20 protein-coding genes are annotated in these 24,869 nt (G+C 45.2%); 2 read left to right on the top strand and 18 right to left on the bottom strand.

All coding sequences use genetic code 11. The annotated features are described in order from the left end of the window. Nucleotides 1-254: 254 nt before the first annotated feature. From RYK49_RS01950 to RYK49_RS01935, 4 genes are all read right to left on the bottom strand, one after another. Entirely contained in the window at nt 255-812 is a 558-nt protein-coding gene (locus RYK49_RS01950; protein ID WP_111676294.1) for a cysteine hydrolase family protein, read from the bottom strand. Then, entirely contained in the window at nt 812-1,600 is a 789-nt protein-coding gene (codY, locus tag RYK49_RS01945; protein WP_002896308.1) for a GTP-sensing pleiotropic transcriptional regulator CodY, read from the bottom strand. Before codY ends, RYK49_RS01950 begins: the two co-directional genes overlap by 1 nt. A 202-nt stretch (nt 1,601-1,802) precedes the next feature. After that, nucleotides 1,803-4,388 carry an SEC10/PgrA surface exclusion domain-containing protein gene (locus RYK49_RS01940; RefSeq protein ID WP_111676296.1) on the bottom strand — a complete coding sequence of 862 codons (2,586 nt, stop codon included), beginning with the start codon at nt 4,386-4,388 and terminating at the stop codon, nt 1,803-1,805. Between the two features lie 321 nt (nt 4,389-4,709). Continuing rightward, nucleotides 4,710-5,924 (bottom strand): pyridoxal phosphate-dependent aminotransferase, encoded by a 1,215-nt coding sequence (locus RYK49_RS01935; protein WP_009659361.1) that lies wholly within the window; start codon nt 5,922-5,924, stop codon nt 4,710-4,712. 344 nt (nt 5,925-6,268) lie between these two features. Between RYK49_RS01935 and RYK49_RS01930 the strand changes: the two genes are divergently transcribed. Then, nucleotides 6,269-6,721: a universal stress protein gene (locus RYK49_RS01930; protein WP_002896311.1), complete on the top strand. Its 453-nt coding sequence runs from the start codon at nt 6,269-6,271 to the stop codon at nt 6,719-6,721. A 21-nt stretch (nt 6,722-6,742) separates the two neighbouring features. Here RYK49_RS01930 and RYK49_RS01925 read toward each other — a convergent pair whose 3' ends face one another. Next, nucleotides 6,743-8,134, bottom strand: coding sequence for a Cof-type HAD-IIB family hydrolase (locus RYK49_RS01925; RefSeq protein ID WP_314864722.1), 1,392 nt, complete (start codon nt 8,132-8,134; stop codon nt 6,743-6,745). 180 nt (nt 8,135-8,314) lie between these two features. On the opposite strand from RYK49_RS01925, the gene RYK49_RS01920 reads away from it, so the two are divergent. After that, nucleotides 8,315-9,277 (top strand): asparaginase, encoded by a 963-nt coding sequence (locus RYK49_RS01920; RefSeq protein WP_314864678.1) that lies wholly within the window; start codon nt 8,315-8,317, stop codon nt 9,275-9,277. Nucleotides 9,278-9,990: 713 nt separating this feature from the next. On the opposite strand, the gene recG is transcribed toward RYK49_RS01920, so the two are convergent. The 13 genes from recG to RYK49_RS01855 all read right to left on the bottom strand — a co-directional run bounded on the left by recG (nt 9,991) and on the right by RYK49_RS01855 (nt 24,866). Beyond that, entirely contained in the window at nt 9,991-12,006 is a 2,016-nt protein-coding gene (gene recG, locus RYK49_RS01915) for an ATP-dependent DNA helicase RecG (protein WP_314830413.1), read from the bottom strand. A gap of 105 nt (nt 12,007-12,111) precedes the next feature. Next, a complete protein-coding gene (alr, locus tag RYK49_RS01910) occupies nt 12,112-13,218 on the bottom strand; it encodes an alanine racemase (RefSeq protein WP_314830423.1) in 1,107 nt (368 codons plus the stop codon). Further along, nucleotides 13,208-13,570 (bottom strand): holo-ACP synthase, encoded by a 363-nt coding sequence (gene acpS, locus RYK49_RS01905; protein WP_314830412.1) that lies wholly within the window; start codon nt 13,568-13,570, stop codon nt 13,208-13,210. The genes alr and acpS overlap by 11 nt, the downstream gene beginning before the upstream one ends. 107 nt (nt 13,571-13,677) lie before the next feature. Further along, nucleotides 13,678-14,709 carry a 3-deoxy-7-phosphoheptulonate synthase gene (locus RYK49_RS01900; RefSeq protein WP_314830411.1) on the bottom strand — a complete coding sequence of 344 codons (1,032 nt, stop codon included), beginning with the start codon at nt 14,707-14,709 and terminating at the stop codon, nt 13,678-13,680. Nucleotide 14,710: 1 nt separating this feature from the next. Then, nucleotides 14,711-15,742, bottom strand: coding sequence for a 3-deoxy-7-phosphoheptulonate synthase (locus RYK49_RS01895; protein ID WP_002901054.1), 1,032 nt, complete (start codon nt 15,740-15,742; stop codon nt 14,711-14,713). 20 nt (nt 15,743-15,762) lie between these two features. Then, entirely contained in the window at nt 15,763-18,282 is a 2,520-nt protein-coding gene (gene secA, locus RYK49_RS01890; RefSeq protein WP_314830410.1) for a preprotein translocase subunit SecA, read from the bottom strand. Between the two features lie 226 nt (nt 18,283-18,508). Then, nucleotides 18,509-19,708 carry an acetate kinase gene (locus tag RYK49_RS01885; RefSeq protein ID WP_314830409.1) on the bottom strand — a complete coding sequence of 400 codons (1,200 nt, stop codon included), beginning with the start codon at nt 19,706-19,708 and terminating at the stop codon, nt 18,509-18,511. 133 nt (nt 19,709-19,841) lie between these two features. After that, nucleotides 19,842-20,555, bottom strand: a complete 714-nt coding sequence (locus tag RYK49_RS01880; RefSeq protein WP_002910465.1) for an MIP/aquaporin family protein — start codon at nt 20,553-20,555, stop codon at nt 19,842-19,844. Nucleotides 20,556-20,743: 188 nt separating this feature from the next. Then, a complete protein-coding gene (locus RYK49_RS01875; protein ID WP_048774151.1) occupies nt 20,744-21,277 on the bottom strand; it encodes a heme-binding protein in 534 nt (177 codons plus the stop codon). Nucleotides 21,278-21,335: 58 nt separating this feature from the next. Then, nucleotides 21,336-21,716 (bottom strand): glycerol dehydratase reactivase beta/small subunit family protein, encoded by a 381-nt coding sequence (locus RYK49_RS01870; RefSeq protein ID WP_314864675.1) that lies wholly within the window; start codon nt 21,714-21,716, stop codon nt 21,336-21,338. Next, nucleotides 21,697-23,553 (bottom strand): diol dehydratase reactivase subunit alpha, encoded by a 1,857-nt coding sequence (locus tag RYK49_RS01865; protein ID WP_061592158.1) that lies wholly within the window; start codon nt 23,551-23,553, stop codon nt 21,697-21,699. The genes RYK49_RS01870 and RYK49_RS01865 overlap by 20 nt, the downstream gene beginning before the upstream one ends. Nucleotides 23,554-23,651: 98 nt before the next feature. Beyond that, a complete protein-coding gene (locus tag RYK49_RS01860; protein WP_314364418.1) occupies nt 23,652-24,167 on the bottom strand; it encodes a diol dehydratase small subunit in 516 nt (171 codons plus the stop codon). A gap of 30 nt (nt 24,168-24,197) precedes the next feature. After that, complete coding sequence (locus tag RYK49_RS01855) at nt 24,198-24,866, bottom strand: propanediol/glycerol family dehydratase medium subunit (RefSeq protein WP_314830406.1); 669 nt, start codon at nt 24,864-24,866, stop codon at nt 24,198-24,200. Between the last annotated feature and the right edge of the window lie 3 nt (nt 24,867-24,869).

Below are 24,869 nucleotides of genomic sequence, written 5' to 3'. Positions count from 1 at the left end.
TATTTCCCAACCGCCTTCACCTGACCTACTGCAAAATAAAAAACTTCCGTCTCTAAAACAGACGAAAGCCGTGGTACCACTGTTATTCGCCGCCCTAAAAGGCAGCCTCTGAACTCGTAACGTGAGCGACGTTTGTGCTTAATCACACAAAAGATTACGAAACATGTTCTTCGGTTTTTGCTTTCTTGGTACTGCTCTCAGCTATCAGCACTCTCTGTGCAAGCCAGCAAGCCTACTCTGCTTCTCTTTTACTCTTAAATTGTATCTATTATAGTCGAACCCAGAACATTTTGCAAGTGGTTTAAGGCAAATTTGTGATTTTCCTCTGACAGAGAAGCCACAGCTGGCTCTACCACTTGAATCTTATAACCAAGATTATAGGCATCAATCGCTGTATGCAAGACACAAATATCCGTCAAGACTCCAGTCAAAATGACCGTATCTACCTTTCTTTCCCGCAATCGAATATCTAAATCCGTGCCGGAAAAGGCAGAATAATGACGCTTATCCATCCAAAAGACCCGAGAGTATGCTTGATGCTTCTCATAAAAATCAGCCAAAGGACCATAAAGATTACGACCGCTGGTCCCTTTGATATTATGAGGTGGAAACAGCTTGCTCTCTGGGTGAAAGGCATCATTCTCATCATGAGCATCAATAGTAAAGAAGATATAATCTCCTCGGTCAAAAGCTGCCTCCGTCACTTGAGCAATGGCTTCAGAAATTGCCTGTGCTGGCGCTCCTGCTGTCAACTTGCCCTCATCTGCGACAAAATCAACTGTATAATCAATGGAAATCAGTGCTTTAGCCATTAGTAGTCCCTCTTTTTAATTTCATCAAAGACATCTGGAATCAGGACTTTCAGATAAGTTCCCTTCATCCCCAGTGAGCGGCTTTCAATAATCCCAGCACTTTCCAGCTTACGCAAGGCATTAACAATCACTGAGCGGGTAATCCCGATACGGTCAGCAATGACAGATGCTGTCAGCTGGCCTTCATTGCCATTCAGCTCTCCCAAAATTGCTGAAACAGCTCTCAGTTCTGAGTAAGACAGAGTATTGACCGCCATGGTCACAGCTGTCCGGCGGCGGATATTTTTCTCATCCTCTTCCCGCTGGAAGTTAAGCAGCTGGATACCAACCACTGTGCTGGCAATCTCAACCAAAATCAGATCATCGTCCGCAAATTCCTTGTCATTACGCCAGATAATCAATGAGCCCAAACGAATCCCTGAAACATGAATGGGAGCAATAGTAGTCAGGCCATCTGGAAAATCATCCTTGGTCTCTACCGGAAAAATCGTCAAATCATGCGTAACCGGCAGATTAGCCTCCGTTTCATAAACCAGGTTGGCTTCTTGGACATACTCCTCTGGGAAATTCTTATCTTGAAAAAAAGCTTCTACACGGTCATTATTGGTCTTGTAGCGCATGAAATAGCCTAGAAGACGTCCTTTGCTATTGATAATGCAGGCATTGCAGTGGATAATATCAGCCAACTGACGCGTAATAGCATTATAGGGCAAATCTTCCTGCATCTGCTCTTCCGAGCGCTTCAGAATAGACGTAATTTTTCGTGTTTTTTCTAGTAAATCGGCCATATTTTTACCTCATATTTATTAGCTTCATTGTAACATAAAAGCCGTGAAATTTCAATAATTATCTGAAAATTTTTTATTGAAAAACAATTACATACAATTCTATAAAATAAAGAATTTTTCAAGTATATGACTTGATATATCAAGCCATATTAAACAAAAAAACAGTCAAGAATTTGACTGTTTTTGATTACTTTTGTTCTTTCTAATCAAGAGAACGTTTCTTGTAGAACAATTTCATAGCCATGAGCAGAAGCATTTGGCCTGCTAGAAGAAGCCAAGAAGAGTTTTCTCCTGTCTTAGGCAAGGCATGACCTGAAGCAGCTGTCTGCTTATGATTTCCAGAGCTAGCACTTCCAGCATTTCCAGTAGTTCCAAGAGCTGTATGCTGAGGATCTCCTACTTGTCCAGCAAGCGGAGAGCGAGCGAAACGCTCCTCTGTGTGAGCCAAAACAGATTGGTAATAGCGAATATCTTCTTCCTTATTCTGCTCAGCATAAGTTTGAGCTAGCAAGTCATATGTCGCCTTAGCTTGTGCTTGAACCGCAGTTAAAACTGCTACTTTTGCTTCTTGATCTGTTTGAGCTGTAAGAGCTGCTTGGTAAGCAGCCTGAGCTGCGGCTAGTTTAGTTTTAGCTTGTTCCAAGTTTTCTTCTGCATTTTCAAGATTTGACAATGACTCTTTAGCCATTTGCAATGCTGCTTCAGCATCTGTAACAGCTTTTTCAAGATTAGTCTTTCTTTCTTTTGCTGCATTCAAAGCTGCGTCTAGCTGAGCCAACTTATCTGATTCAGTTTTTAGAGCTTCTTGAGCTGCGGCAACTGTCGCTTGAACAGCAGTCAGAGCTGCTTGGGCCTGAGTTAATTTTTCTGCTTTAGTCTTGTCATCCAAGTTTGAGTTTTGCAGGGCTGCTTGTGCTGCTGCCAAATCCGCTTGATCAGCTGCCAAATCCGCTTGAGCTGCAGCAAGAGCTGCTTGGGCCTGAGCAGTTGCTGACTCACCTGCTTGAGCTTGTGCCTGAGCCAGTTGCTGGTTGGCTTGCTCTAGAGCTGCAGCCTTCCGATTGTAAGTAGTCTGAGCAACTCCCTTAGATGCCAGAGCCAGTTGATTAGCCTTGAAGGCAGCGTCATAGGCAGTTTGAGCCTGAGCTACTTCCTGTGGATCTACTTTTGCTGTTGCAGCTTTGCCTGTAATCGGGCTGGCATTGAAGTTCTTTTTGCTGGCATATTTGACTTGATCTTCTGACACCATGGTGAAATGGGCCATAGTGATGTCACCTTCCATTGAGAAATCGACTCCCAGATAGTTTTTCTGGCGACCAGTATTGAGACCAGAAATAGATGTAGCATGCAGCCATTCATAGCCATTAAACATGAATTCAACAACAGAATCATAGATTCGTCTCTTCATTTCAGCCACACTCATTTGGCCAGCTTTTTCTCTCCAAATATAAGCGTTTTCATAATACTGGAGACCTTTGCTCTCTTGCTCAGCACTTGTGGTCATTAAACCATATTCACGCGCTACGCGGTTAATTGCTTTAGCATCGTGATGGTATTTCTCCATCAAATCCCAGTTCCAGTTGTCTTTGCGATATTCTGTCGCCACCTTATCAGCGAAATCAATTGATGACGGTGTCACAGCCACTTCACCAGTTCCCATCTGAGCACGCAGCTGGTTGATGAGTTCTGAAGCAAACTGTGAAAGTTCCTGACGAACATTCTGTGGAATATTGTTGGTATCAATCAAAGCTTTGCTATCTGTAGGATCTGCTACATAACGATTGAGAGCCTTAGCACTGGCATTAAGTGCAGCCAGTCTATTTTGAATCTCATTAGTTTTTTGCTCTGATAAATTCGGTGCGATTAGCTCTCTCAAGGCTGCAATGTATTCCGGCGTCATTGACACACGGTTTTTATTGCTAGAAGCTTCAGTAGTAATTTTTCCAGCTTGAGCCTTTTGCAAAGCCTGTTGAGCTTGGTTCAGATCCGACTGAGTCTTCTCAGCTGCAGCAGTTTTTTCCTGCAAGTTCTTTTGAGAAGCATCACGAGCCGTCTTAGCCTGAGTCTGGTTGGTCTGAGCTTTTGCAACCTCAGCCTGCTTCTGACTGTCAGTCTGACGAGCTGTAGCTACTTTTGCTTGAGCTGTTTCAACAGCAGACTGGTCAGCTGCCACCTTGTCTTGGGCTGCTTTCACATTTTTTTCTGCTTTAGCTGTAGCGTCCCCACTTAGGTTGGCCTGAGCTTCCTTCACGTCATTTTGAGCTTTAGCAAGACGTCCTTCTTGAGTTTTCGCTTGCTCTTGAGCTTCTTTAGTCTTGGCTGCCTGGGCATCGCGCTCAGCTTCAGCCGTCTTAGTTGCTTGGTCAGCTTTAGCCAATTCTGACTTGTTGCTGTCCACTTGAGCTTTTTGATTGCTCTCTTCTTGCTTAGCTGTTTCAATAGCTTCCGGACCAGCTTTATCAGCTGCCTCCTGTGCCCGGTTAGCTTCAGCTTGTGCTTGCTCGACCTGACTTTGAGCGGCAGCAGTATTTGCTTGAGCTTGAGCCAAATCAGCTTTCACTTGTGCAACATTGCTGTCGGCTTCTTTTACAAGAGCCTGAGCAGCATCTACCTGTTCTTTCGAAACAGATTCATCCTTTTGTGTGTTTTCTGCCTGTGGTTGGCTTTGACTAACGGGCGCATCAGAATAAGACTGATTATCAACTAATTGATCAGCCTGAACTCCTTCTGCGAGCACCAAAGACAATGCCGCTGCACTGACAGAAAAAGCACTAAGTGTCTTTTTCATTGTCAATATAATCTCCTCCACTTTTTCATCATTGTTAAAAACATTGACAAACACATTCTACCATGTTTGTCTTCTGGAAGGAAGACGCTAACACATTTTTTTAAGCATTTTTGGACAGATACATAAAAAATGTTGGACAAATTCCTAAAAAATGTCGGTAAAACCGCCTATAATTTTTACCAACCGACCTCAAATTCGTTTTCCAGAGCATCTTGATTTTTTTATTTTTTCAATTCAAAGACAGCCATAAGACTAAAAAATATGTAAATTTGATAAGAAAAAGGCCGGAACCTTGTCCAACCTTTTTGTAGCATCCGCTTATTAACGGCGATATTGGCGCAAGAAGCGCGTCATTTTCTCTTGGATTTGAGCTAGCTCATCTACTCGAGGCAGATAAACGATTCGGAAATGATCTGGGTCCTTCCAGTTAAAGCCTCGTCCATGGACGAGAAGGACTTTTTCCTGCTTGAGGAAATTGAGCACAAACTGCTCATCATCGTCGATATGATACATGTTCCGGTCAATTTTTGGGAAAATATAGAGACCAGCTTTAGGTTTTACAGCTGACAGTCCCGGGATGTCCTGAATAGCCTGATAGATGAAATTACGCTGCTCATAGATACGACCACCTGGCAAAAGCAGTTCATCCACAGACTGATGACCGCCAAGTGAGGTTTGGACGACTTGCTGAGCCAAGACATTGGAGCACAGGCGCATGTTGGAGAGCATGTTTAACCCTTCGATATAACCCTTAACATGATGCTTAGGTCCAGATAGCACCATCCAGCCAACACGGAAGCCTGCGATTCGGTGCGACTTAGAAAGACCATTCATGCTGACACAGAAGATATCAGGAGCCAGACTAGCCACAGACGTATGGACATTGCCATCCATCACCATGCGGTCGTAGATTTCATCCGCAAAGATAATGAGATTATTTTGACGAGCAATTTCCACAATTTCCAGCAGCAATTCCTTAGGATAAAGCGCTCCCGTTGGATTGTTTGGGTTGATGATAATGATAGCCTTGGTATTAGATGTGATTTTTGACTTGATATCGTCAATATCTGGATACCATTCTGCCTGCTCATCACAGACATAATGAACAGCATTCCCACCAGCCAGACTAACTGCAGCCGTCCAGAGTGGATAGTCTGGCATTGGTACCAGCACCTCGTCCCCATCATCCAGCAAGCCCTGCATGGACATGACAATCAGCTCGCTGACACCATTTCCCAGATAAATATCATCAATATCTACATTAGGAAAATTCTTAAGCTGGCAATACTGCATGATAGCCTTACGGGCTGAAAAAATCCCCTTGGAGTCAGAGTAGCCCTCACTGTCACGCGCATTCATAATCAAATCATGAATGACCTCATCAGGAGCGGTAAAACCAAATTCAGCCGGATTTCCAGTATTGAGGCGGAGAATCTTTTCGCCATTGGCCCGCATGCGCATAGCTTCATCCAGAACTGGACCGCGAATATCATAGGCAACATGTTCCAGCTTGCTGGACTTGTCAAATTCTTTCATTCTTATTTTTCCTCTATTCATCAGAATGTTATCATTATACCACCAGAAAAAGCGATTGACAACAATAAAATAAACTCACTTTTCATCTAATTAAAAAGAGAATTATAGGACAAAAAGCCCCATTCTTTTTCTAATCCCTCAAAGTAAAGGAATCTTTTTCGGCTTGCAATTTTCTGACAGCATTTCCATTTTATCTTTACTTTTTTTCTGAAAAGGGTTACAATAGAAACAAGAAAATAGTTGCAAATCACTCGGACGTTATGGACTGATTGATTTTTGGTCAGCCCAATCATTCTGTGAATGATGCGACGTCCTTTGCCGACCATTTTAGAGGAGGTAGCTCTATGACTCAGAAATATGAAAACATTATGGTTGCTGTGGATGGTTCTCACGAATCCGAACTAGCCTTTGAAAAGGGTGTTAACGTAGCTCTCCGAAACGGCTCTCGTCTCACTATCGCCCACGTCATTGATACCCGGGCTTTGCAAAGTGTCTCAACCTTTGATGCAGATGTTTACGAGGACTTACAGGAAGATGCCAAAAAGCTGACAGCTGAGCTGAAAGAAAAGGCTCAAAAATCCGGTATCAAGTATGTTGACATTGTCATTGAGATGGGCAATCCCAAGACTCTCTTGGCTACAGATATCCCAGAAGAGCATAAGGTAGATCTAATCATGGTCGGTGCTACCGGTCTCAATGCCTTTGAACGGCTGCTAGTTGGATCTTCATCTGAATATATCCTGCGCCACGCCAAGGTTGACTTGCTGGTGGTCAGAGACCCAGAAAAAACTTTATAAAAACTAGAGCAGATGACTGCTCTAGTTTTGTTCTTTCTGCTCTATGCTATGCTGGTAGGCCTGAATCTGTCGTTCCAGTTCTTCTTTGATAGCTCCTTCGGGAGCGTATTTTTCTTCCCAGTCATCTGGTTTGAGAATTTTATGGGTGACGGGGTCAAAGTGAGCTTTCCCGTCTGGGAAAATTTTGCCCATATTAGCCCGATGGACAATATCGAACAGCTGCTCTGGATCTACTCCCATCAGGACAAAACTGCCATAAGTAAAATAAAGAGTATCAATCAAGGCATCTACCTGACCGACTAGAGAAACCTCAGCCTGACTCTTAGAGCGAACCTTGTCAGCAGCCTTGTCAAGCGCTTGATGGAGATAGGCTACAGAACTGTTAAAGTCTTCCTCTGAGTTACTAGCTGCTCGCAGAAACTCTACCAGCTCTTCCAGTTTGAAGCCTGCCCGATAGCGAGCGTCCTGAGGCATCCAGGCAATAGGCTCTTCCTGAGTGCTTTCATCCATGACACTATGGAACTCTTTAACCTTATTAAAGTGATGGTCGCTGCTGGTAAAGACCTTTTCCCTCGCTAGGATACCAAAATGCTCCAGAGCCTTATGAATCCCATCCTGACTATTGCTGCTAGTTGTATGCTTGGCCACTTCCTTGACCGAGCTGGTCCCATTTCCCATAGCAATGGATAGGCCAACTCCCGATAGCATTTCCAAGTCATTGTCAGAGTCGCCGAAGGCCATGACCTGATGAATGTCAAAGCCGTATTCCTTGCCGACTCGGCGAATTCCCTCTAGCTTAGACGTGTCTTTATTGATAATATCGACCGCATAGGGGCTGCTGCGGGTAAATTTCAAATCAGGGAAGTCTGCTTCAATCTTACGGCTTTCTTCTGGGCTTGCCAAAATCAATGCTTGGTAAATTGGCTCCTGTATCAACTGCAGGAGATCCTTTTCATGCTGTGGTAAGGCCTTACTGATAACCTTATTAAATCCATGACTGACTGTTCGCGCCATTCGCTTAGGGATGAAGCGGCTAGTCCACTGGGAGAAAGGGCTCATGCCGAAGGACATAATCTTGGAGCCCAGCATAGCCTCAGCCGTCCCCAAGGAAATTTCTTTCCGATGCTTCTTAGCATAGGCGATCAAATCCCGCAAACTCTGCTTGTCAATGGGACTGGCAGAAATCACTCTGTCTCTTGAAAAAATGTACTGGCCATTATAGGTCACAGCAAAATCTAAGTCCAATTGCTCCATAAAAGGTTTGACAAAGAAAGGACCGCGGCCGGTTGCCAAACCGACTAATATTCCTTGCTCCTTTAAACTCTGAATAGCCTTTTCTGTAGATTTCAAAACCGTTCGACTGTCATTGACCAGTGTCCCATCAATATCAAAAAAGACGGCCTTTACTTCCATTGATTTTCTCATTCTTTCCTTTTATGATACAATAAATTATAACACAAAAATGACATACAATCACATGAATTGCAGAAAAGAAAAGCTGGAGTAATATCTATGCAACAGGATTGAAAACTCTATGAAAACAGAATGTAAGCTTTCAAATCTGCATCATAACTACAAGGAGAAAAAAGATTTATGACAAAGAAAATCTTGGTCCTGCACACAGGAGGAACCATTTCCATGCAGGCTGACGGCTCTGGGGCTGTCGTTACCAATGCTGATAACCCCATGAACCATGTGACAGTTCCGCTTGAAGGGATTGAGACAGAAGTCATTGACTTTTTTAACATTCCCAGTCCCCATATCACGCCCCAGCATATGCTCAAGCTCTACCAGAAAATCAAAGCCAGTGCTAACCAATTTGACGGAGTGGTCATTACTCATGGGACGGACACTTTAGAAGAGACGGCTTACTTTCTGGATACTATGCAGCTGCCGAAGATTCCGGTCGTTCTGACCGGGGCTATGCGCAGTTCCAATGAGCTGGGGAGCGACGGAGTCTATAACTACCTGACAGCCCTGCGGGTGGCTAGTGATGAAAAAGCCTGTGATAAAGGCGTGCTTGTCGTTATGAATGACGAGGCACATGCTGCCAAGTATGTGACCAAGACCCACACGACCAATGTCAGCACCTTCCAAACGCCTACTCACGGACCGCTCGGCTTGATTATGAAACAGGAGATTCTCTATTTTAAGACAGCGGAGCCTCGAGTCCGCTTTGACTTGAACAGCATCTCTGGTCTAGTGCCCATCATTCCAGCTTATGCAGGTATGAAGACAGAGCTTCTGGATATGCTGGATTTAGACAAGATAGATGGCCTCATCATAGAGGCATTCGGTGCTGGCAATCTTCCCAAGGAAGTGGCTGAAAAACTGGCTGATATGATAGCAGCCGGACTGCCAATTGCTCTGGTCTCTCGCTGCTTTAACGGGATCGCTGAGCCAGTCTATGCTTATGAAGGCGGCGGCGTTCAGCTGCACCAGGCTGGTATCTTCTTCGTCAAAGAGCTCAATGCTCAAAAAGCCAGAATCAAACTGCTCATCGCCCTGAATGCTGGACTCAAAGACCAAGAACTCCGGGATTATATGGAAGGCTGAGAGAAAAAGTTCCTATTTATTTTCTTTAAATCAAAAAGTGCTAAGGTTGCTTAGCACTTTTTGACTCTTTCATATTCTAAAACTGGGCAAATTCATTGAATCGCTGATCTTAGAAGATAACCTCAAACAGAGACTCTAGAATTTCAAAAATATAATCACTTACCATAGGTCACCTCCATTTTCTGAGCTTGCTTAAATGTCTTCGGATAGTGGACTTTGATTGTAACTTTCATAGTTTTTACCTCGCTTATCATTCATTCTTTAAGAGCAAAAACGAAACCCTTGGAGCGTTTGACCTCAAGTTTGACACTTAATCTTTTTGTTCTTACTTGGATATAAGGATACAGCCCTAAACTTAAGAATCTCTTATAGATTTCTTAGGGAAAGCTTATAGTCAAAGAAGTCCAGCAGCAATCCTTATCTACTATTTGAAACGAACAAGTCTTTTCTGCCACATACAAAAAAACTTCACCGATTGGGTGAAGCTTATGATTTGTTAGGAGATCTATGATGAAAAAATTCTAAATTATTCTGCTTCTTTGAGTGGCTCATACCTCGCAAGTCTTCTAGTCTTCAAGCTTTGGTTACAGGATTTTAAGGGATGTTTACATTGTCATTGGTCCTACCTCTTTCTTTGATTTGACAATAGTATAATCCCTCAAACTTAAAGCCTACTTATAAATAACTTGCAGGAAACTTAATCCAAAGAACTCTTAATCTAGGTAATCTCGCTTGTCCAAATGAAGAGCAATCAAGTGCCAACTAGGATCTGTCCGCCAGTTCGGATCAGCTGTAATCTGACTGGCAACCTTTCTGGCTTCTTCTAAAATCGGATAATCTTCTACGATGTCTGCCACTTGAAACTCAGGAATACCAGACTGCCGAGTGCCAAAGATTTCTCCAGAGCCTCGCATTTTCAAATCCTCCTCAGCCAGCAGGAAACCATCGGTCGTCTCAGTCATGATTTTCATGCGGCGCTTGCCCGACTCCGTCTTAGGATTGGCAACCAAGACCGCATAAGACTGCTTGCTGCCTCGGCCGACACGGCCTCTCAGCTGATGAAGCTGGCTGAGTCCGAAGCGGTCCGCATCCATAATGACCATCACCGTAGCATTGGGGACGTTGACTCCGACCTCAATGACCGTGGTAGAGACCAGAATATCAGTCCGTCCTTCCTTGAAGTCCTGCATAATCGTCTCTTTTTCCTCGCTCTTCATCTTGCCATGAAGCAGAGCCACTTGGGCCTGCCGACCAAAATAGGCTGTCAGTTCTTCTTCTAGGGCAATGGCATTCTTAAGATCCAGCGCCTCAGACTCCTCAATCAAGGGAGAAATAAAATAGACCTGAGCACCCTTGTGGAGCTCTTTTTTCAGCCAGTCGAGGACGACTTCCAACTGCTCATGCTTGACCCAGCGGGTGATGATAGGTTTGCGTCCCGCCGGCATCTGGTCAATAATGGACACATCCATATCACCAAATGCTGTGATAGCAAGGGTTCTGGGAATAGGCGTCGCCGTCATCATGAGGACATCAGGATTGTCTCCCTTTTCCCGTAAAATCCGGCGCTGCTCCACCCCAAAGCGATGCTGCTCGTCAATAATGACCAAGCCCAACGCATGGTAACGGACTCCTTCCTGAATCAGGGCATGGGTTCCGACAATCATGTCCACCTGACCCTTTTCAATCGCTGCCAAGGTTTCCCGGCGTTCAGCTGCTTTCCTTCCCCCAGTAAGCAGGGCCAGCTTCAGTTCTGGAAATATCTGAGATAGGCTGTCAAAATGCTGCTCAGCCAAAATTTCTGTTGGAACCATCAGAGCTGACTGAAAGCCAGCTGTATAAACAGCATACATAGCCAAACCAGCGACTACTGTCTTTCCGCTTCCCACATCGCCCTGCAGCAGGCGATTCATGTGTCCAGGCGACCGCAAATCCTGCAAAATCTCTGTCAGACTGCGCTCCTGAGCTGAAGTCAGCTCAAAAGGCAAGCTCTTCTTTTTCTCGGCTACAGCATCCGACTGCCAATCAATCTTCAATCCATTGCTGACAGCCTTGGTTTCTCTCTTTAGCACCTGCAGCTGCATTTGAAAATAAAAGAGTTCTTCAAATTTGACCCGCCGAAGAGCCTGCTTGTAATCACCCAAGTCCTTTGGAAAATGCATGGCTCGCACAGCCTCCACTCTGCTCACCAGCTGGTAGCGTTCCAGCAGAGACTGGGGCACATTTTCCTCTAAGAGCAATTCCAATCCTTGGTCAAAGGCAGTCTTAATCAGCTTGACCAGACTGGCCTGACTAATTCCCTGAGCCAGCCGATAGACAGGCTGCAAGTCGTCCTCTACCTGAGCCATAAGTTTCATGCCAGTCAGACTAGCCTTGGCTTTGTCCCACTTGCCAAAGACGGCTAAATTAGCTCCCACTTCAATCTTGTCCGCCAGATAAGGCTGGTTAAAGAAATTAACTGCCAGAGCGACTTCTCCCTGCTTGATGGTAAAGCGCAGGCGATTGCGTTTGTAGCCATAATACTGGACATTGGCTGGGGTCACGACCTGACCAGAAACAACCGCCTTTTCCCCATCCTCCAAGTCTAGGACATTCTTACTCTTAAAATCCTCATAACGAAAAGGAAAATAAAGCAGCAAATCCTGCAAGGTTTCTAGACCCAGCTTGGCAAATTTTTCTGCTGATTTCGGTCCCACACCAGGCAGAACCGTCAAAGGTTGGTGTAAATTCATAATTCCTCTTTCAGTTCTGATACTGCTGCGGTGCTGACATCACAGACAGGGGGGCCAGGCTAGAACATTATCAAATACTCCAAGTGTTTCCCTGCATTAATCTTCTTAGTCTTTATAGACCCTCGGTACACGGTCGCTAATCAAGCAGACCACCTCATAGTTAATGGTGCCACGCTTTTCTGCCACATCTGTCGCCGCAATGGTCTCCGCTCCGCTATTTCCAATCAACACAACAGACGTGCCAAGGGGATAAGCCTGAGGCAGGCGCACTGTAATCTGGTCCATGGAAACGCGGCCAACAATAGGGCAACGCTGACCATCAATCAAGACATCAAAGCCCTGCATATCGCGTGTCCAGCCATCCGCATAACCCAAAGGAATGGTACCAATCCACTCTTGAGACTTGCTGGTGTAGGTAGCTCCATAGCCAACATCTGCTCCAGCCTCTACTTCCTTGACATGCACCAATTCTGAGACCAGCGACAGAGCTGGCTTGAATTCATAAGGAAGTTCCAAGACTCTTCCGCTGGGGTTGAGACCATAGATGATATCACCGAGCCGAACTGCATTTAGAACGGTCTCGCTGTGCCAGAGAGAGGTGGCGGAATTACTAGCGTGAACGAGAGGAGGTACATTGTCCAGCTCAGATAAAATCTGATGAAAACGAGTCAGCTGGGCTTCAAACTTTTGGTGCTCCGCTTCATCTGCCGTTGCAAAGTGGGTAAAAATTCCCTCCGCGACAGCCCCAGCAGCCTGCAAGCGATGGATTGCCTCCTGAGCTTCCTGACTATCTCGAAAACCAATCCGCCCCATACCAGAGTCAATCTTGATATGAAAATTCAATCCAGTCAAGTCTTCTTCAGCATCTAAAGCTAGATCCAGCCATTCTAAACTGGCTACGGTCAGAGATACCTTTTCATTTCTAGCCAGCGGAAGCGCAGCCAAATCTGACACTCCTAGCACCAGAATTTTTTTTCCAATACCAGCTGAGAGCAGCTCCAAGGCTTCATCAATATTAGACACACAAAATCCATCTACGAGGGGGTCAATGTGCTTAGAAACCTCAATAGATCCGTGGCCATAAGCATTGGCTTTAACGACAGCCCACTTCTCTGTCGTCTGAGGCAGACGGGCACTCAGTTGTCTAATATTAAAAGCAATGGCAGCTAAATCAATCACTGCCTTGCTGGGTCTATGCAGACTAGCTTTCATCATTTTCCTCCAAAATTACGCTGGCTGTAACTAAGCCAGCAGCATGGCTGAGCGAAATCCAAACCTTGCCAGTAAAAGGTGAACGACTGAAATAAGGCGCTCCCTGACGGTCGTTTAAAATCTCCAAGTCCTGAAACCTGAGCTTACCAATGCCGGTTCCCCAAGCTTTAGAAAATGCCTCCTTGGCAGCCCAACGGCCAGCCAGAAATTCGATTTTCCGCTTGCCGGATAACTCCTCAAAACGAGAAAGCTCCGCCTCGGTCAGCACCTTCCTTACAAAGCGGGCATTTTTCAGATAGGCTCGCTCAATGGCAGCCAACTCTTCTATATCAATTCCGTGTCCTTTTATCATATCATTCTCTGGAAAGGCGACAAAACTCAGCTGGGCCGCCAGCTGAGTTCGTCTTCACCCGACAGTTAGTCCTCTTTACAGGTCAAGACTGTCCCTTTCAATTTTCCTTATTTATCTAAAGTGTTGTAAATTTCTTCAATGAGCTGAACAGTATTGTCCCAGCCCAGGCAAGGATCGGTGATGGATTTACCAAAGACTTCCGGCTCATTTTGCCGGCCATCCTCCAGATAAGACTCAATCATAAAACCACGAACCGCTCTCTTAATATTTTCGTTCCAATCCCGATTCAGCAAGGTCTGACGCACAATCCTAATCTGTTCCAGATACTGCTTGCCAGAGTTATCGTGATTGGTATCGATGACGATGAAAGGATTCTCCAAGCCCATCTTTTCATAGTAGAAAATGGCATCCAGCATATTTTCATAGTAGAAATTTGGAATGTTCTTACCGTATTCATTGGTCGCCCCACGCAGAATAACGTGAGCCAAAGGATTCCCAGAGGTTTCTACTTCCTGGCCGTGAAAAAGGAAAGTCTGCTTATTTTGTGCCGCATAGACAGCATTAAACATAACACCAAGATTGCCAGAAGTTGGATTTTTCATGCCGACCGGAGCGTCAATACCCGACGCCACAAAACGGTGCTCCTGGTCTTCGACTGAGCGGGCACCCACAGCATGATAGCTAACCAAGTCGTCTACCAACACAAGATTGGACGGATAGAGCATCTCATCAGCCGTCGTCAGACCAGTCTCTGTAATGACGCGATAGTGCAGCTGACGAACTGCCTGCAAACCATTGATAAGGCTAGGTGCTTTAGAAGTATCCGGTTGATGAACCAAGCCCTTATAGCCATCCCCATTGGTCCGCGGCTTAGCAGTATAGACCCGCATGACGATAAAAATCTTATCCGCGACCTTCTTCTGCAGCTCTGACAAACGGCGGGCATACTCCAGCACAGCCTCTTCATTGTCCGATGAGCAAGGGCCAATCACCAAGAGAATACGCTCGTCTTCTCCACTAAGAATCTCAGCTAGTTCTTGGTCTCGCTTGTTTTTATGAGCCAAGGCCTGACCAGTCAGTCTGGTTCTGGACTTAATCTGCTCAATGTCAATCTTCTGACCTTTTTCAATAAATGCCATACTATTTTCCTAATGTATCATAAATTTCACGAACTAGCTGTTCTGTATTAGCCCAGCCCAGACAAGGGTCAGTAATGGACTTACCAAAGACTTCTGGCTCGTCCTGACGGCCATCTTCCAGATAAGACTCGATCATAAAGCCACGTACTGTAGCCTTAATCTTTTCATTCCAGTCCCGGTTAATCAGAGTCTGGCGAACGATACGCACCTGTTCCAGATACTGCTTACCAGAGTTATCATGATTGGTATCAATGATGATAAAGGGATTTTCTAAGCCCATTTTTTCATACTGGGCAATGGTATCCAGCAGGTTATCATAATAGTAATTGGGAATATTCTTGCCGTATTCATTCAGAGCACCGCGCAAGATGGCATGCGCCAAGGGATTGCCAGATGTTTCTACTTCCTTACCAGCGAATAGGAAACTCTGCTTGTTCTGAGCTGCATAGATACCGTTAAACATGACATTGAGATTGCCAGAAGTCGGATTTTTCAAGCCAGTCGGTAGATCCGCTCCACTAGCTACAAAGCGGTGCTGCTGGTCTTCGACCGAGCGAGCTCCTACAGCCATGTAAGAAATCAAATCATCTACCAGAGGCAGATTTTCTGGATAGAGCATCTCATCAGCCGTGGTCATGCCTGTCTCAGAAATAACCCGATAGTGCAGATTGCGGACTGCCTTAATGCCGTTAATCAGACTAGGAGCGGCCGTCGCATTAGGCTGATGAATAAGTCCTTTATAACCATCTCCATTCGTCCGAGGCTTGGCAGTATAAACACGCATGACCATAAAGATGCGATCTTTTACTTCTTCTTGAAGAGCAGATAGACGCTTGGCATACTCCAGCACCGCTTCTTCATTATCTGAAGAGCAGGGACCGATAACCAAGAGAATGCGGTCATCCTGACCACGCAGAATTGCTTCTAACTCTCGGTCACGCTTTTCCTTGCGAGCGAGCATGTCGCCTTCTAGCTTAGCAAGTTGGCGAACTTCTGCCACATCAATGGGTTGACTGGTTGCTTTAAAGGTCATCTATTCTCCTTCTTTTATACTTACTTTTTACGGCCGTGACAGTTCTTGAACTTCTTGCCAGAGCCACATGGACAAGGGTCATTTCTCTTTACATTAGACAGGTTTACATTCTCAGGCATATTTGGCGCCTTGGCAGAGATATTGCGGGTAGCTGTGGTACTGATAGCCCGCTCGGTCCGAGGGCGCTCTTGCTCATGAATCTGCGCTTTCATCATCAGACGAGTCACATCGAATTCAATGGAGCCAATCATGTCGTTGAACATACGGAAGCTTTCTGCTTGATATTCGACAACTGGGTTATTTTGTGCATAACCGCGCAGTCCAACAGCATTTCGCAGCTGGTCAAGGGCGTCGATATGGTCAGTCCACTTGCTGTCCACCACGCGCAGAATCAAGACCTTCTGGAATTCACGCACAGCTTCTTCGTCTCGCAGCTTAGCAATCTGACTGTCATAGACTTCCAATGCACGTTCAAACAGATAATCTTTGATTTCTTGGTCAGATTTGCCTTCCAAATCGCTGTCAGAAATAGAATCTTCTGAAACCAAGTTATACTTAGCAAAGTTTAAAATCGCTTCAATCTTATCATCCTGATCAGAGTGGCTGCTGCCATCAACGATACGGTTAATCGTCCGTTTAATCATAGCATGGATTTCAGGACTGAGGTCACGGTCAGCAGTAATGACATCGTGGCGCTCAGCATAGATAATTTCCCGCTGCTCACGCATCACGTCATCATACTGCAAGACTTGTTTCCGCGTATCGTAGTTATTTCCTTCGACACGCTTCTGAGCTGCCTCTACCTGACGGGTCAGCATGCCAGACTTGATAACAGAATCTTCGTCACTAAGGTTCATCCGATCCAAGAGGGCTTTAATGCGCTCTGAGCCAAAGCGACGCATCAGCTCATCTTCCAGTGACAGGTAGAACTGTGACTCACCTGGATCACCCTGACGGCCTGAACGTCCGCGCAGCTGATTGTCAATCCGGCGGCTTTCATGGCGTTCTGTACCGATAACACAGAGACCGCCCAGTTCGCGAACACCTTCACCCAACTTGATATCAGTTCCCCGTCCGGCCATATTGGTTGCAATAGTAACCGCCCCACGTTGTCCAGCATTCATGATAATTTGCGCTTCTTTATAGTGATTTTTCGCATTAAGAACTTCGTGAGGAACCCCAGCTTCTACCAATTTCTTAGAAATATAGTCACTGGTCTCAACCGCAACGGTACCAACCAGAACTGGCTGGCCTTTTTCATGACGCTCTTTAACATCCTGAACAACTGCCTTAAACTTAGAATCAATACTTGGGTAGAGCAGGTCAGAATGGTCAATACGAGCTACCGGACGGTTGGTTGGAATCGGAATAACACGAATGTTGTATGTTTCGCGGAACTCTTCTTCCTCCGTCTTAGCTGTACCTGTCATCCCAGACAGCTTCTTATACATACGGAAGAGGTTCTGATAAGTAATGGAGGCAGAGGTCTTTGTTTCTTCCTGAATCGGCACACCTTCTTTGGCTTCAATCGCTTGGTGGAGACCGTCAGAGTAACGGCGGCCTTCCATTGTCCGACCAGTAAACTGATCGACAATCAGAATTTCCTGATCTTCACTGACCACATAGTCAATGTCAAGGAGCATGATGTAGTTAGCTCGCAGAGCATTGTCGATAAAGTGAGTCAGGGCAACATTTTCAATATCGTAGAGATTGTCCAGCTTGAAGTAGCTTTCTGCCTTGTCAATCCCTGAGTCAGACAGACCAATCGTCTTAGACTGAACATCAATGATGTAGTCGTCCTTATCCAGAGATTTGACATAGTGGTCAGCCATATGATAAAGCTGGTTAGTATCTGAAGAAACCGGTCCGGATACGATCAACGGTGTCCGAGCTTCGTCAATCAGGATTGAGTCCACCTCATCGACCAAGGCATAGTTGAGTGGGCGCTGTACCATGTTTTCAGCGCGGACTACCATGTTATCACGCAGGTAGTCAAAGCCGATCTCAGCATTGGTTGAATAGGTAATGTCGCAAGCGTATGCTTCTTTCTTCTCAGATGGAGACTTAGCCGCCAGATTGATACCGACAGAAAGGCCTAGCCAAGAGTAGAGTTCACCCATTTCGGTCGCGTCACGCTCAGTCAGATATTCATTGACTGTGACAACGTGTACTCCTTTACCTGCAAGGGCATTTAAGTAAACTGGCATTGTCGCAGTCAAGGTTTTTCCTTCACCGGTACGCATCTCTGGAACATCACCATGATGGAGAACAATCCCTCCCATAACCTGAACCTTATAAGGGAAAAGGCCCAACACTCGCTTAGCTCCTTCACGGACAACCGCAAAAGCTTCAAATAAGAGCTGATCTAAAGTTTCGCCATCAGCATAGCGTTTCTTGAATTCTTCTGTTTTTGCCTGAAGTTCTTCATCAGACAAAGCTGCCATTTCGTCTTCATAAGCCAAGACCTTGTCAGCCATTTTTTCTAATTTTCTTAATTCACCTTTATCATTTTCAATGATAGTCTTTAAAATATTCGCCATTTTTTTCCTTACTATATAATAATCTTTCTGATTTTTAGAATGTTCTTTTCATTATAGCATGTTTTCCTATATCTTTCAAGAATGAAAAAATCAAAAAAGCTCCATTAGACTGTGCTTACAGAACTGGGAGATAGCAAGATATTCGAGGATAAAAAAGAAAAGGCAGAGGTCTTACTCTGTCTTTTCAAATACGAATAACTGATAGACGATTCATCTTCTTTTTGACCTAGTTAAAGTCTAGTAAGCGCATGGTGTCTTGGGCAATCATCAATTCTTCGTTGGTTGGAAGAATGAGAATTTTAGCCTGCGACTGGGAATTTTGAATAAAGAGCTGTCCTTGCTCGTTAGCTGCCTGATTCAAAGAAAGTCCTAAGCAATTGAGCTTTTGAACGACCAAGCTGCGGATCAAGGTTGAATTCTCCCCGATTCCAGCAGTGAAAACCAAGGCATCCAGACCATCTAAATCTGTGATGTAGCTTGCAATGGTCTGAGCGATACGGTTGATAAACATATTGACTGCTAGACTAGCTTTTTCATCGCCTCTGTCACAAGCTTCCAGAACATCTCTTAAATCATTGCTGATCTGAGAGATAGCCAGCAGTCCGGATTCTTTATTGAGGACATCGCTTAATTGCTGAGCTGATAATTTTTCCTGTTCTAGCAGGAAAGGAAGAATCATGGGATCTATGTCACCGGAGCGAGAGCCCATCATCAGACCAGCCAAGGGTGTGAATCCCATCGAAGTATTGACAGACTGACCATTTTTAATGGCGCAGATACTAGCACCATTGCCCAAATGGCAGTTGATAATCTTCAAATGCTCCGCAGCTTCTCCTTGCCCTTCCCAAATCTCCTTTACCTTTTGAGCAATATACTTGTGACTTGTTCCGTGGAAACCATACTTTCTCAAACCGTATTTATGATAATATTCCCAGGAAAGAGGATAGAGATAATAGGCTTCTGAAAGGCTTTGATGAAAGGCAGTATCAAAGACAGCGACTTGTGCTGTCTCTGGCAGCGCCTTTTGAAAAGCTCGAATTCCGACTAGATTGACAGGATTATGGCTAGGAGCTAGGAAAGACAGCTTTTCAATAATAGAGAGAACTTGCTCGTCTATCAAAGCAGAATCATCAAAGGATTCTCCGCCATGGGCTACGCGATGACCGACTCCATCTATCTCGTCCAGAGATGCAATCAGCTTCCGCTCCAAAAGAAAGTCAAGCAAGTAATCCACGGCAAATTGATGTGAAGGGATGGCCAGCAGTTCCTTTTCTTTTTGACCTTCAAATTCAATCTTAAAAATACCTTCCTTTAAGCCAATCTTTTCAAAAATCCCTTTCACCAAAAGGCTTTCATCAGGCATACTGAGCAGTTGAAATTTTAATGACGAACTGCCCGCATTAATCGCAAAAATTTTTTTAGACATATTTTTCTCCTGAGCAATGAAAACAGTGATTTTTTCAAATAACGTTTTTTGAAAACTGAAATTTTCCATTGCTACTTGTTAGATAAATAAGCTAGCTTCAACTGGTCGGCTAGCTTATTTACTATTTTATATATTACATAGCATTGACTGCCAAGACAGCCAAGACAGCGCCGATAGTCGGTCCTACAATTGGCACCCAAGCATAAGCCCAGTTTGCATCTCCTTTATTCGGAACTGGCAAGAGGGCATAAGCAAGGCGCGGACCGAAGTCCCGAGCTGGGTTGAGGGCAAAACCTGTCGTCGAACCCAAAGACAAGCCGACCGCCATAATGAGGAAGCCAACTAAGAGTGGAGTGAGTCCAGGCGTGATTTCGCCGTGCGTTATCATCAAAAGTGCAAAGATGAAGAAGAAAGTCGCAACGATCTCGCTGAGCAAATTAAATGCTGGATTCTGGATGGCTGGTCCAGTAGCAAATACGCCAACTGAGTTGCCTTCTTCTGCCTTGGTTTGTTTGAAATGGGGATAATAGAAGAGCACTACAATAGCCGCTCCGACAAAAGCCCCTAGAATCTGAGCGATGATATAGCCCACCACTTGTTCCCAAGGGAAGATGCCACCCACCGCAAAGGCAATAGTGACAGCTGGGTTAAGGTGACCGCCAGTATTATAAAATCCTGCCGTATAGACACCCAAGGTCACTGCCAAGCCCCAGCCAAATACAACGGTAAACCAATTGGGAGCGAAACCTTTTGCAAGACTCTTATTAAGACTAATAGACGCTCCGATTCCATTCCCAAAAACCATCAGAACCATGGTGCCTAAAAATTCACCTAGATATTTTTCCATACTCCATACTCCTTCATTTCGAAATACTTTATACTCTCTCCTCTATATTGCTTCTACAGCGCAATATAGAGTCTAAGAAAGTATAAGAGAAATATGCTCGTGAAATAGGAGAAAATCCCTAGCTCCAAAGCATGGATTGCAAGCGGTATTCTCTCCTCTGATATTATTTAATTTGCTAGATTGCTTCTCTACAGTCCTACAGCATACTCAGCAATGGACTGGTCTTCCTCAGAACTTCCTCCGCTGACGCCGATACCGCCAATCATCTCTGACTGGCAATAAACAGGAATGCCACCAGCTAAACTAACAACCTTATTGTCAGTCATCGTTTCCAGCTGATAGAGCCACTGGCCAGGCTGAGTTAAAAGTGCTAAATCCTTGGACTGCATCCTCATGCCAACAGCTGTGTAAGCTTTCTTATAAGCCATATCGTTACTCACTAACAAGGCATTTTCCATACGATAGGTCATCACGACTTGTGCTGCTGGATCAACCACCGTTATCACGACGGCTAGTCCCAGCTCTTCAGCCTTGTGTCTGGCCCTTGTTACCAATTCCCAGGCATCCTGATAGATATTTGTGAAAAGAACAGGCTCTTTATCCAGTAAGGTTTGGCATCTGGCAAGGACTTTTTGGATGATGATGTCCTGAAATTCTGAGTTTCCTTCCCAGCTTGATAGTTCTGGACTGCTGAGCTCGTCTTTCTCTCTATCTCTAGCCATCCATTTCACCTCTTTTCAGTAGTTAGCTCGGCCATCTTTTTGAATCGATCGGAACAAGTCAAAAAGATGTTTCTAACAGGTCAGATTTTTTAAACGGGACTCCCTTGACCAAACGCGCTGCATTTGAGCCAAATAGGCGCAAGACGTGGTCCGGTATAGCGGAATAATCTTTGATACGATAGATAAATTTTTCGAGTGGCAAGTTACGATAATGAAGAACGGCATCTCGCCCGTCACAGGCAATCCCTACTAAAAGCTGGGATTGAGTTGCAGCCACATGCGCTAGTGATACAGGATCGCTAGGTTCATCTGGGCAGACCAGACTGAAAGGGATACCTTCCTCTTCGATACCGTAGCCGATTTGTGCTACCTTATCCGCAGGAGCATTGTCCGTAGCTATCAGCCTAATGGTTGGCTTTCTAGTATAAGCTAATTCCATAGTCAGCCCCCCATTTCTCTCTAACATAGGTCAAAATCAGTCCGGTCGCTACTGCATTTCGAGGTCCCACCAAGCCACGCACATTGCCTCGACCAGCTACAATGGCATGCTGAGAGAGGGCTTCGGTCACTAGCTGAGGTATTTCAAAGTCCAAAGCTGAGCCACCTACGATGACAACGAAAGGAATGTCTCGAATATTCTGAGTAGGGCTGACACGCTTGAGAGCTCGCACCGCATTGGTAACAAAGACTCTTTCCTTGGCAGACTGCCGAACAAGTTTGATTTTCTCAATAGAGTAGTCTCCGTCATCAATAGGAACAAATTCATCATTTTCCTTGACGATGACAACTCTGGCAAACAAATCTCCAGACAACGGCTTGTCAAAAAATTGAACAGTGCCGTCTTCATGCCGGATATGGAAAAGACTTTCTACCTTGGCCAGAGGATAACGTTTGATGTCCTCTGCCAGATGATGATTTTCCAGTCCCAACTCCGAATTGATCAGCATGGTTACCATATCACCGGCACCGGCTAGATGGACAGCCAAGATTTGACCCCTGCTATCAATAATGGAAGCATCTGTCGAGCCTGCTCCCAAGTCCAAAATCGCTAAAGGGCGATCCGTCCCTGGTGTAGTCAGGGCCCCGAGGATAGCTGATTCAGCTTCTGCTCCGCCGATTTCTACAGTGATACCCAGCTCACGTTCGACTTCTTGGGCAATGATGGACATTTGTAGCTTGTCAGAATTTACCATAGAGGCAATGCCGACAGCCTGCTCCATAGAAAATTCTCCAGCCACACCACCGCGCACAGAAATCGGAGCAAAAGTATTGACGGCCAGTAAGTCACGGATATAAATATCGGAAGGCTCTTTCTCGGTCAGGTCAGCCATGGTTTGACGAACCTTCTCCAGCATACCACCAACATTGGTGCCCGCCTCTCCAACAACATTGCTAATCTCGCCAGCGTAAACGATTTTCTCCATAATCTCATCGGCACCCTTGGAAATATCCACCTTTAAGGTATGCTCCTTGCCGATAATTTGGATACTGCCTGCTGGAATCGTCCGAGCCTGAACATCACCTGCTGGTGTCTTAATTACGACAGCCGAGCGGTTACCAATGAGGGCACGGGCAATGGGAACGATGCTTTTCGTCTCTTCTGCACTCAAGCCAAAGACTGTCGCAATGCCATAGGGATTGGATAATTGAGAAATCACCTTCCCCTGCTCCACCACTTCAACAGCAGCTTGCATGCCCAAAGGAACCTTGTCAATAAAAAGTATCTCATCCACGATTGGAATCTTCTGGCTAATGCGGTTATTGACCAGAACCCCATCATCCGCCTGCAGAATGGCAGCGGTAATCTGATAGCCCTTGGCTAAATAGGCATTGATCAGCTGGGCAACCAAGTCAAAATCAATGATCTTCGGCACTACCACGATGTATTTCCCATCAATCGGATGATGAACCAAGTCGAGAATATCTACTGTCAGTCCAATCCCCAGACCCAGACCGCCTGGAGTACGGGGATTATGACCAATCATGGTAGACTCTGTAATGACTGTCTCTGTGATGGTTTCCATGGCAACATCACCGATAACAGGCGTCGCTTCATTGATCCGAATCAAATCAACTTGTCCCAACTCAAGCGGTGTTTGCTCCATCAATTTTCTCAGAGATTGATAAATTCCGTGGACATTTTCCTTGGTCCCCTTGATGCCTGTTGTATCCGCAATGGCTGAGGCAAGAAAGTGAATGCTTCCATCATCTTGCACTTCAGCTAAGGCAGACTCGGTCGAAGAATTTCCTATGTCTACTCCAATGATTCGTTTCACATTTTCACCTCCGCCAAGATTAGGCTATTTTGAGCAGCATTTATAAAAGCAGTGATAATAATCTTTTTTCAACCCAAAATAGCCTTGATAAAACCAAATTAGTTGTCGCCTTTCAACTTCTTGCGGCGCTCATAATTTTCAGCAGCTTCTCTGACAAAGCCCGCACAGATAACAGCTCCATATTGGTTTTCCAATTCATTGGCAATGTCCAATAATTCCTGTTTGGAAGACCGGTAAGGGCGCAGGGCATTGTAGATTTCCAGCACACGCGCATCCGGAACCTTGGTCAGTTCCGCAGCCCGAGAAAAGTTATACTGGATTGCTTCGCGGCCGGCATTCTTAGCAATTTCACCTTGCTTGATCAAAATCTCCGGCTTAATCCGCAAATCCTCTGCAGTCACATAGCCAGACAAGATATTTTCCAGTGTAATATCTTCGAATTTCTTATCCTGACCAACCTTTATCCAGTCTGGGTGTTTTTTAGAAATAGGATAATCAGCCGCTGTCGCTTCATCAGAACTGACAGGACGACTGGCTGCTCCTTGACTAGCTGAGCCGCTGTCGCTTAGCTCGGCTAATATTTGTTTTACTAATGTTTCTACTGATTCACTCATTCTGATTTCTCCTTGTAGACATCATATGCATTAAATCACCTGACATTCATCAGCTGGTTTTCCTCTTTTAACCAGTTTCGTTTCCTTGATATGCAGCAAGGCTGAGTATGCCTGGTACTTAGGACGAGCCATTTGGTCGTTAAGGGTTGGCACCGGATTTGGTGTTTCACCCTTGGCATACTTAGCAGCATTTTTACCAATCAAACGATAGGTTTCAGGAGTTAACAAAGGTGCCTGTGGGAAGAGTTCCAGATTACTGAGCGGTGGCAAATCACGTTGGTGAATAACCGTTGTTCCCTTAGACTGAACACCGATAGAAATGCCAGAACCAGACAAGTGGTCTCCTTCTACTGCTACAAAGGCAACGTCAGAAGAACGATAGACCTTGACAATGCGAGCCTTGAGCCCTTCTTCTTCGATACCAGCCACCAGCTGACGCAGTACTTCCGTATGAGGAATGTCCACCATCGTCTTCACCTGCTGTTCTCCAAAGGCAGGTCCAACTGCAATAACGACCTCATCCGTTGACTGGCTAGGCTTAGCCACACCAACTGTACGGATGACAGCTTTTTCATTGGACACAGACTTTGTGGCAGGCTTTTCGCTTGTTTTAGCAGCTGTTTCGTTGGTATTGGCGCTCATCTCTTTCATCACTTCTGCAATAATGGAGCGCAGTAAAGTTTCATTTATCTCTGTCATCTT

Source organism: uncultured Streptococcus sp. (genome assembly GCF_963525625.1).
Classification (GTDB): domain Bacteria; phylum Bacillota; class Bacilli; order Lactobacillales; family Streptococcaceae; genus Streptococcus.
This window is presented reverse-complemented; position numbering and strand designations above follow the sequence as displayed.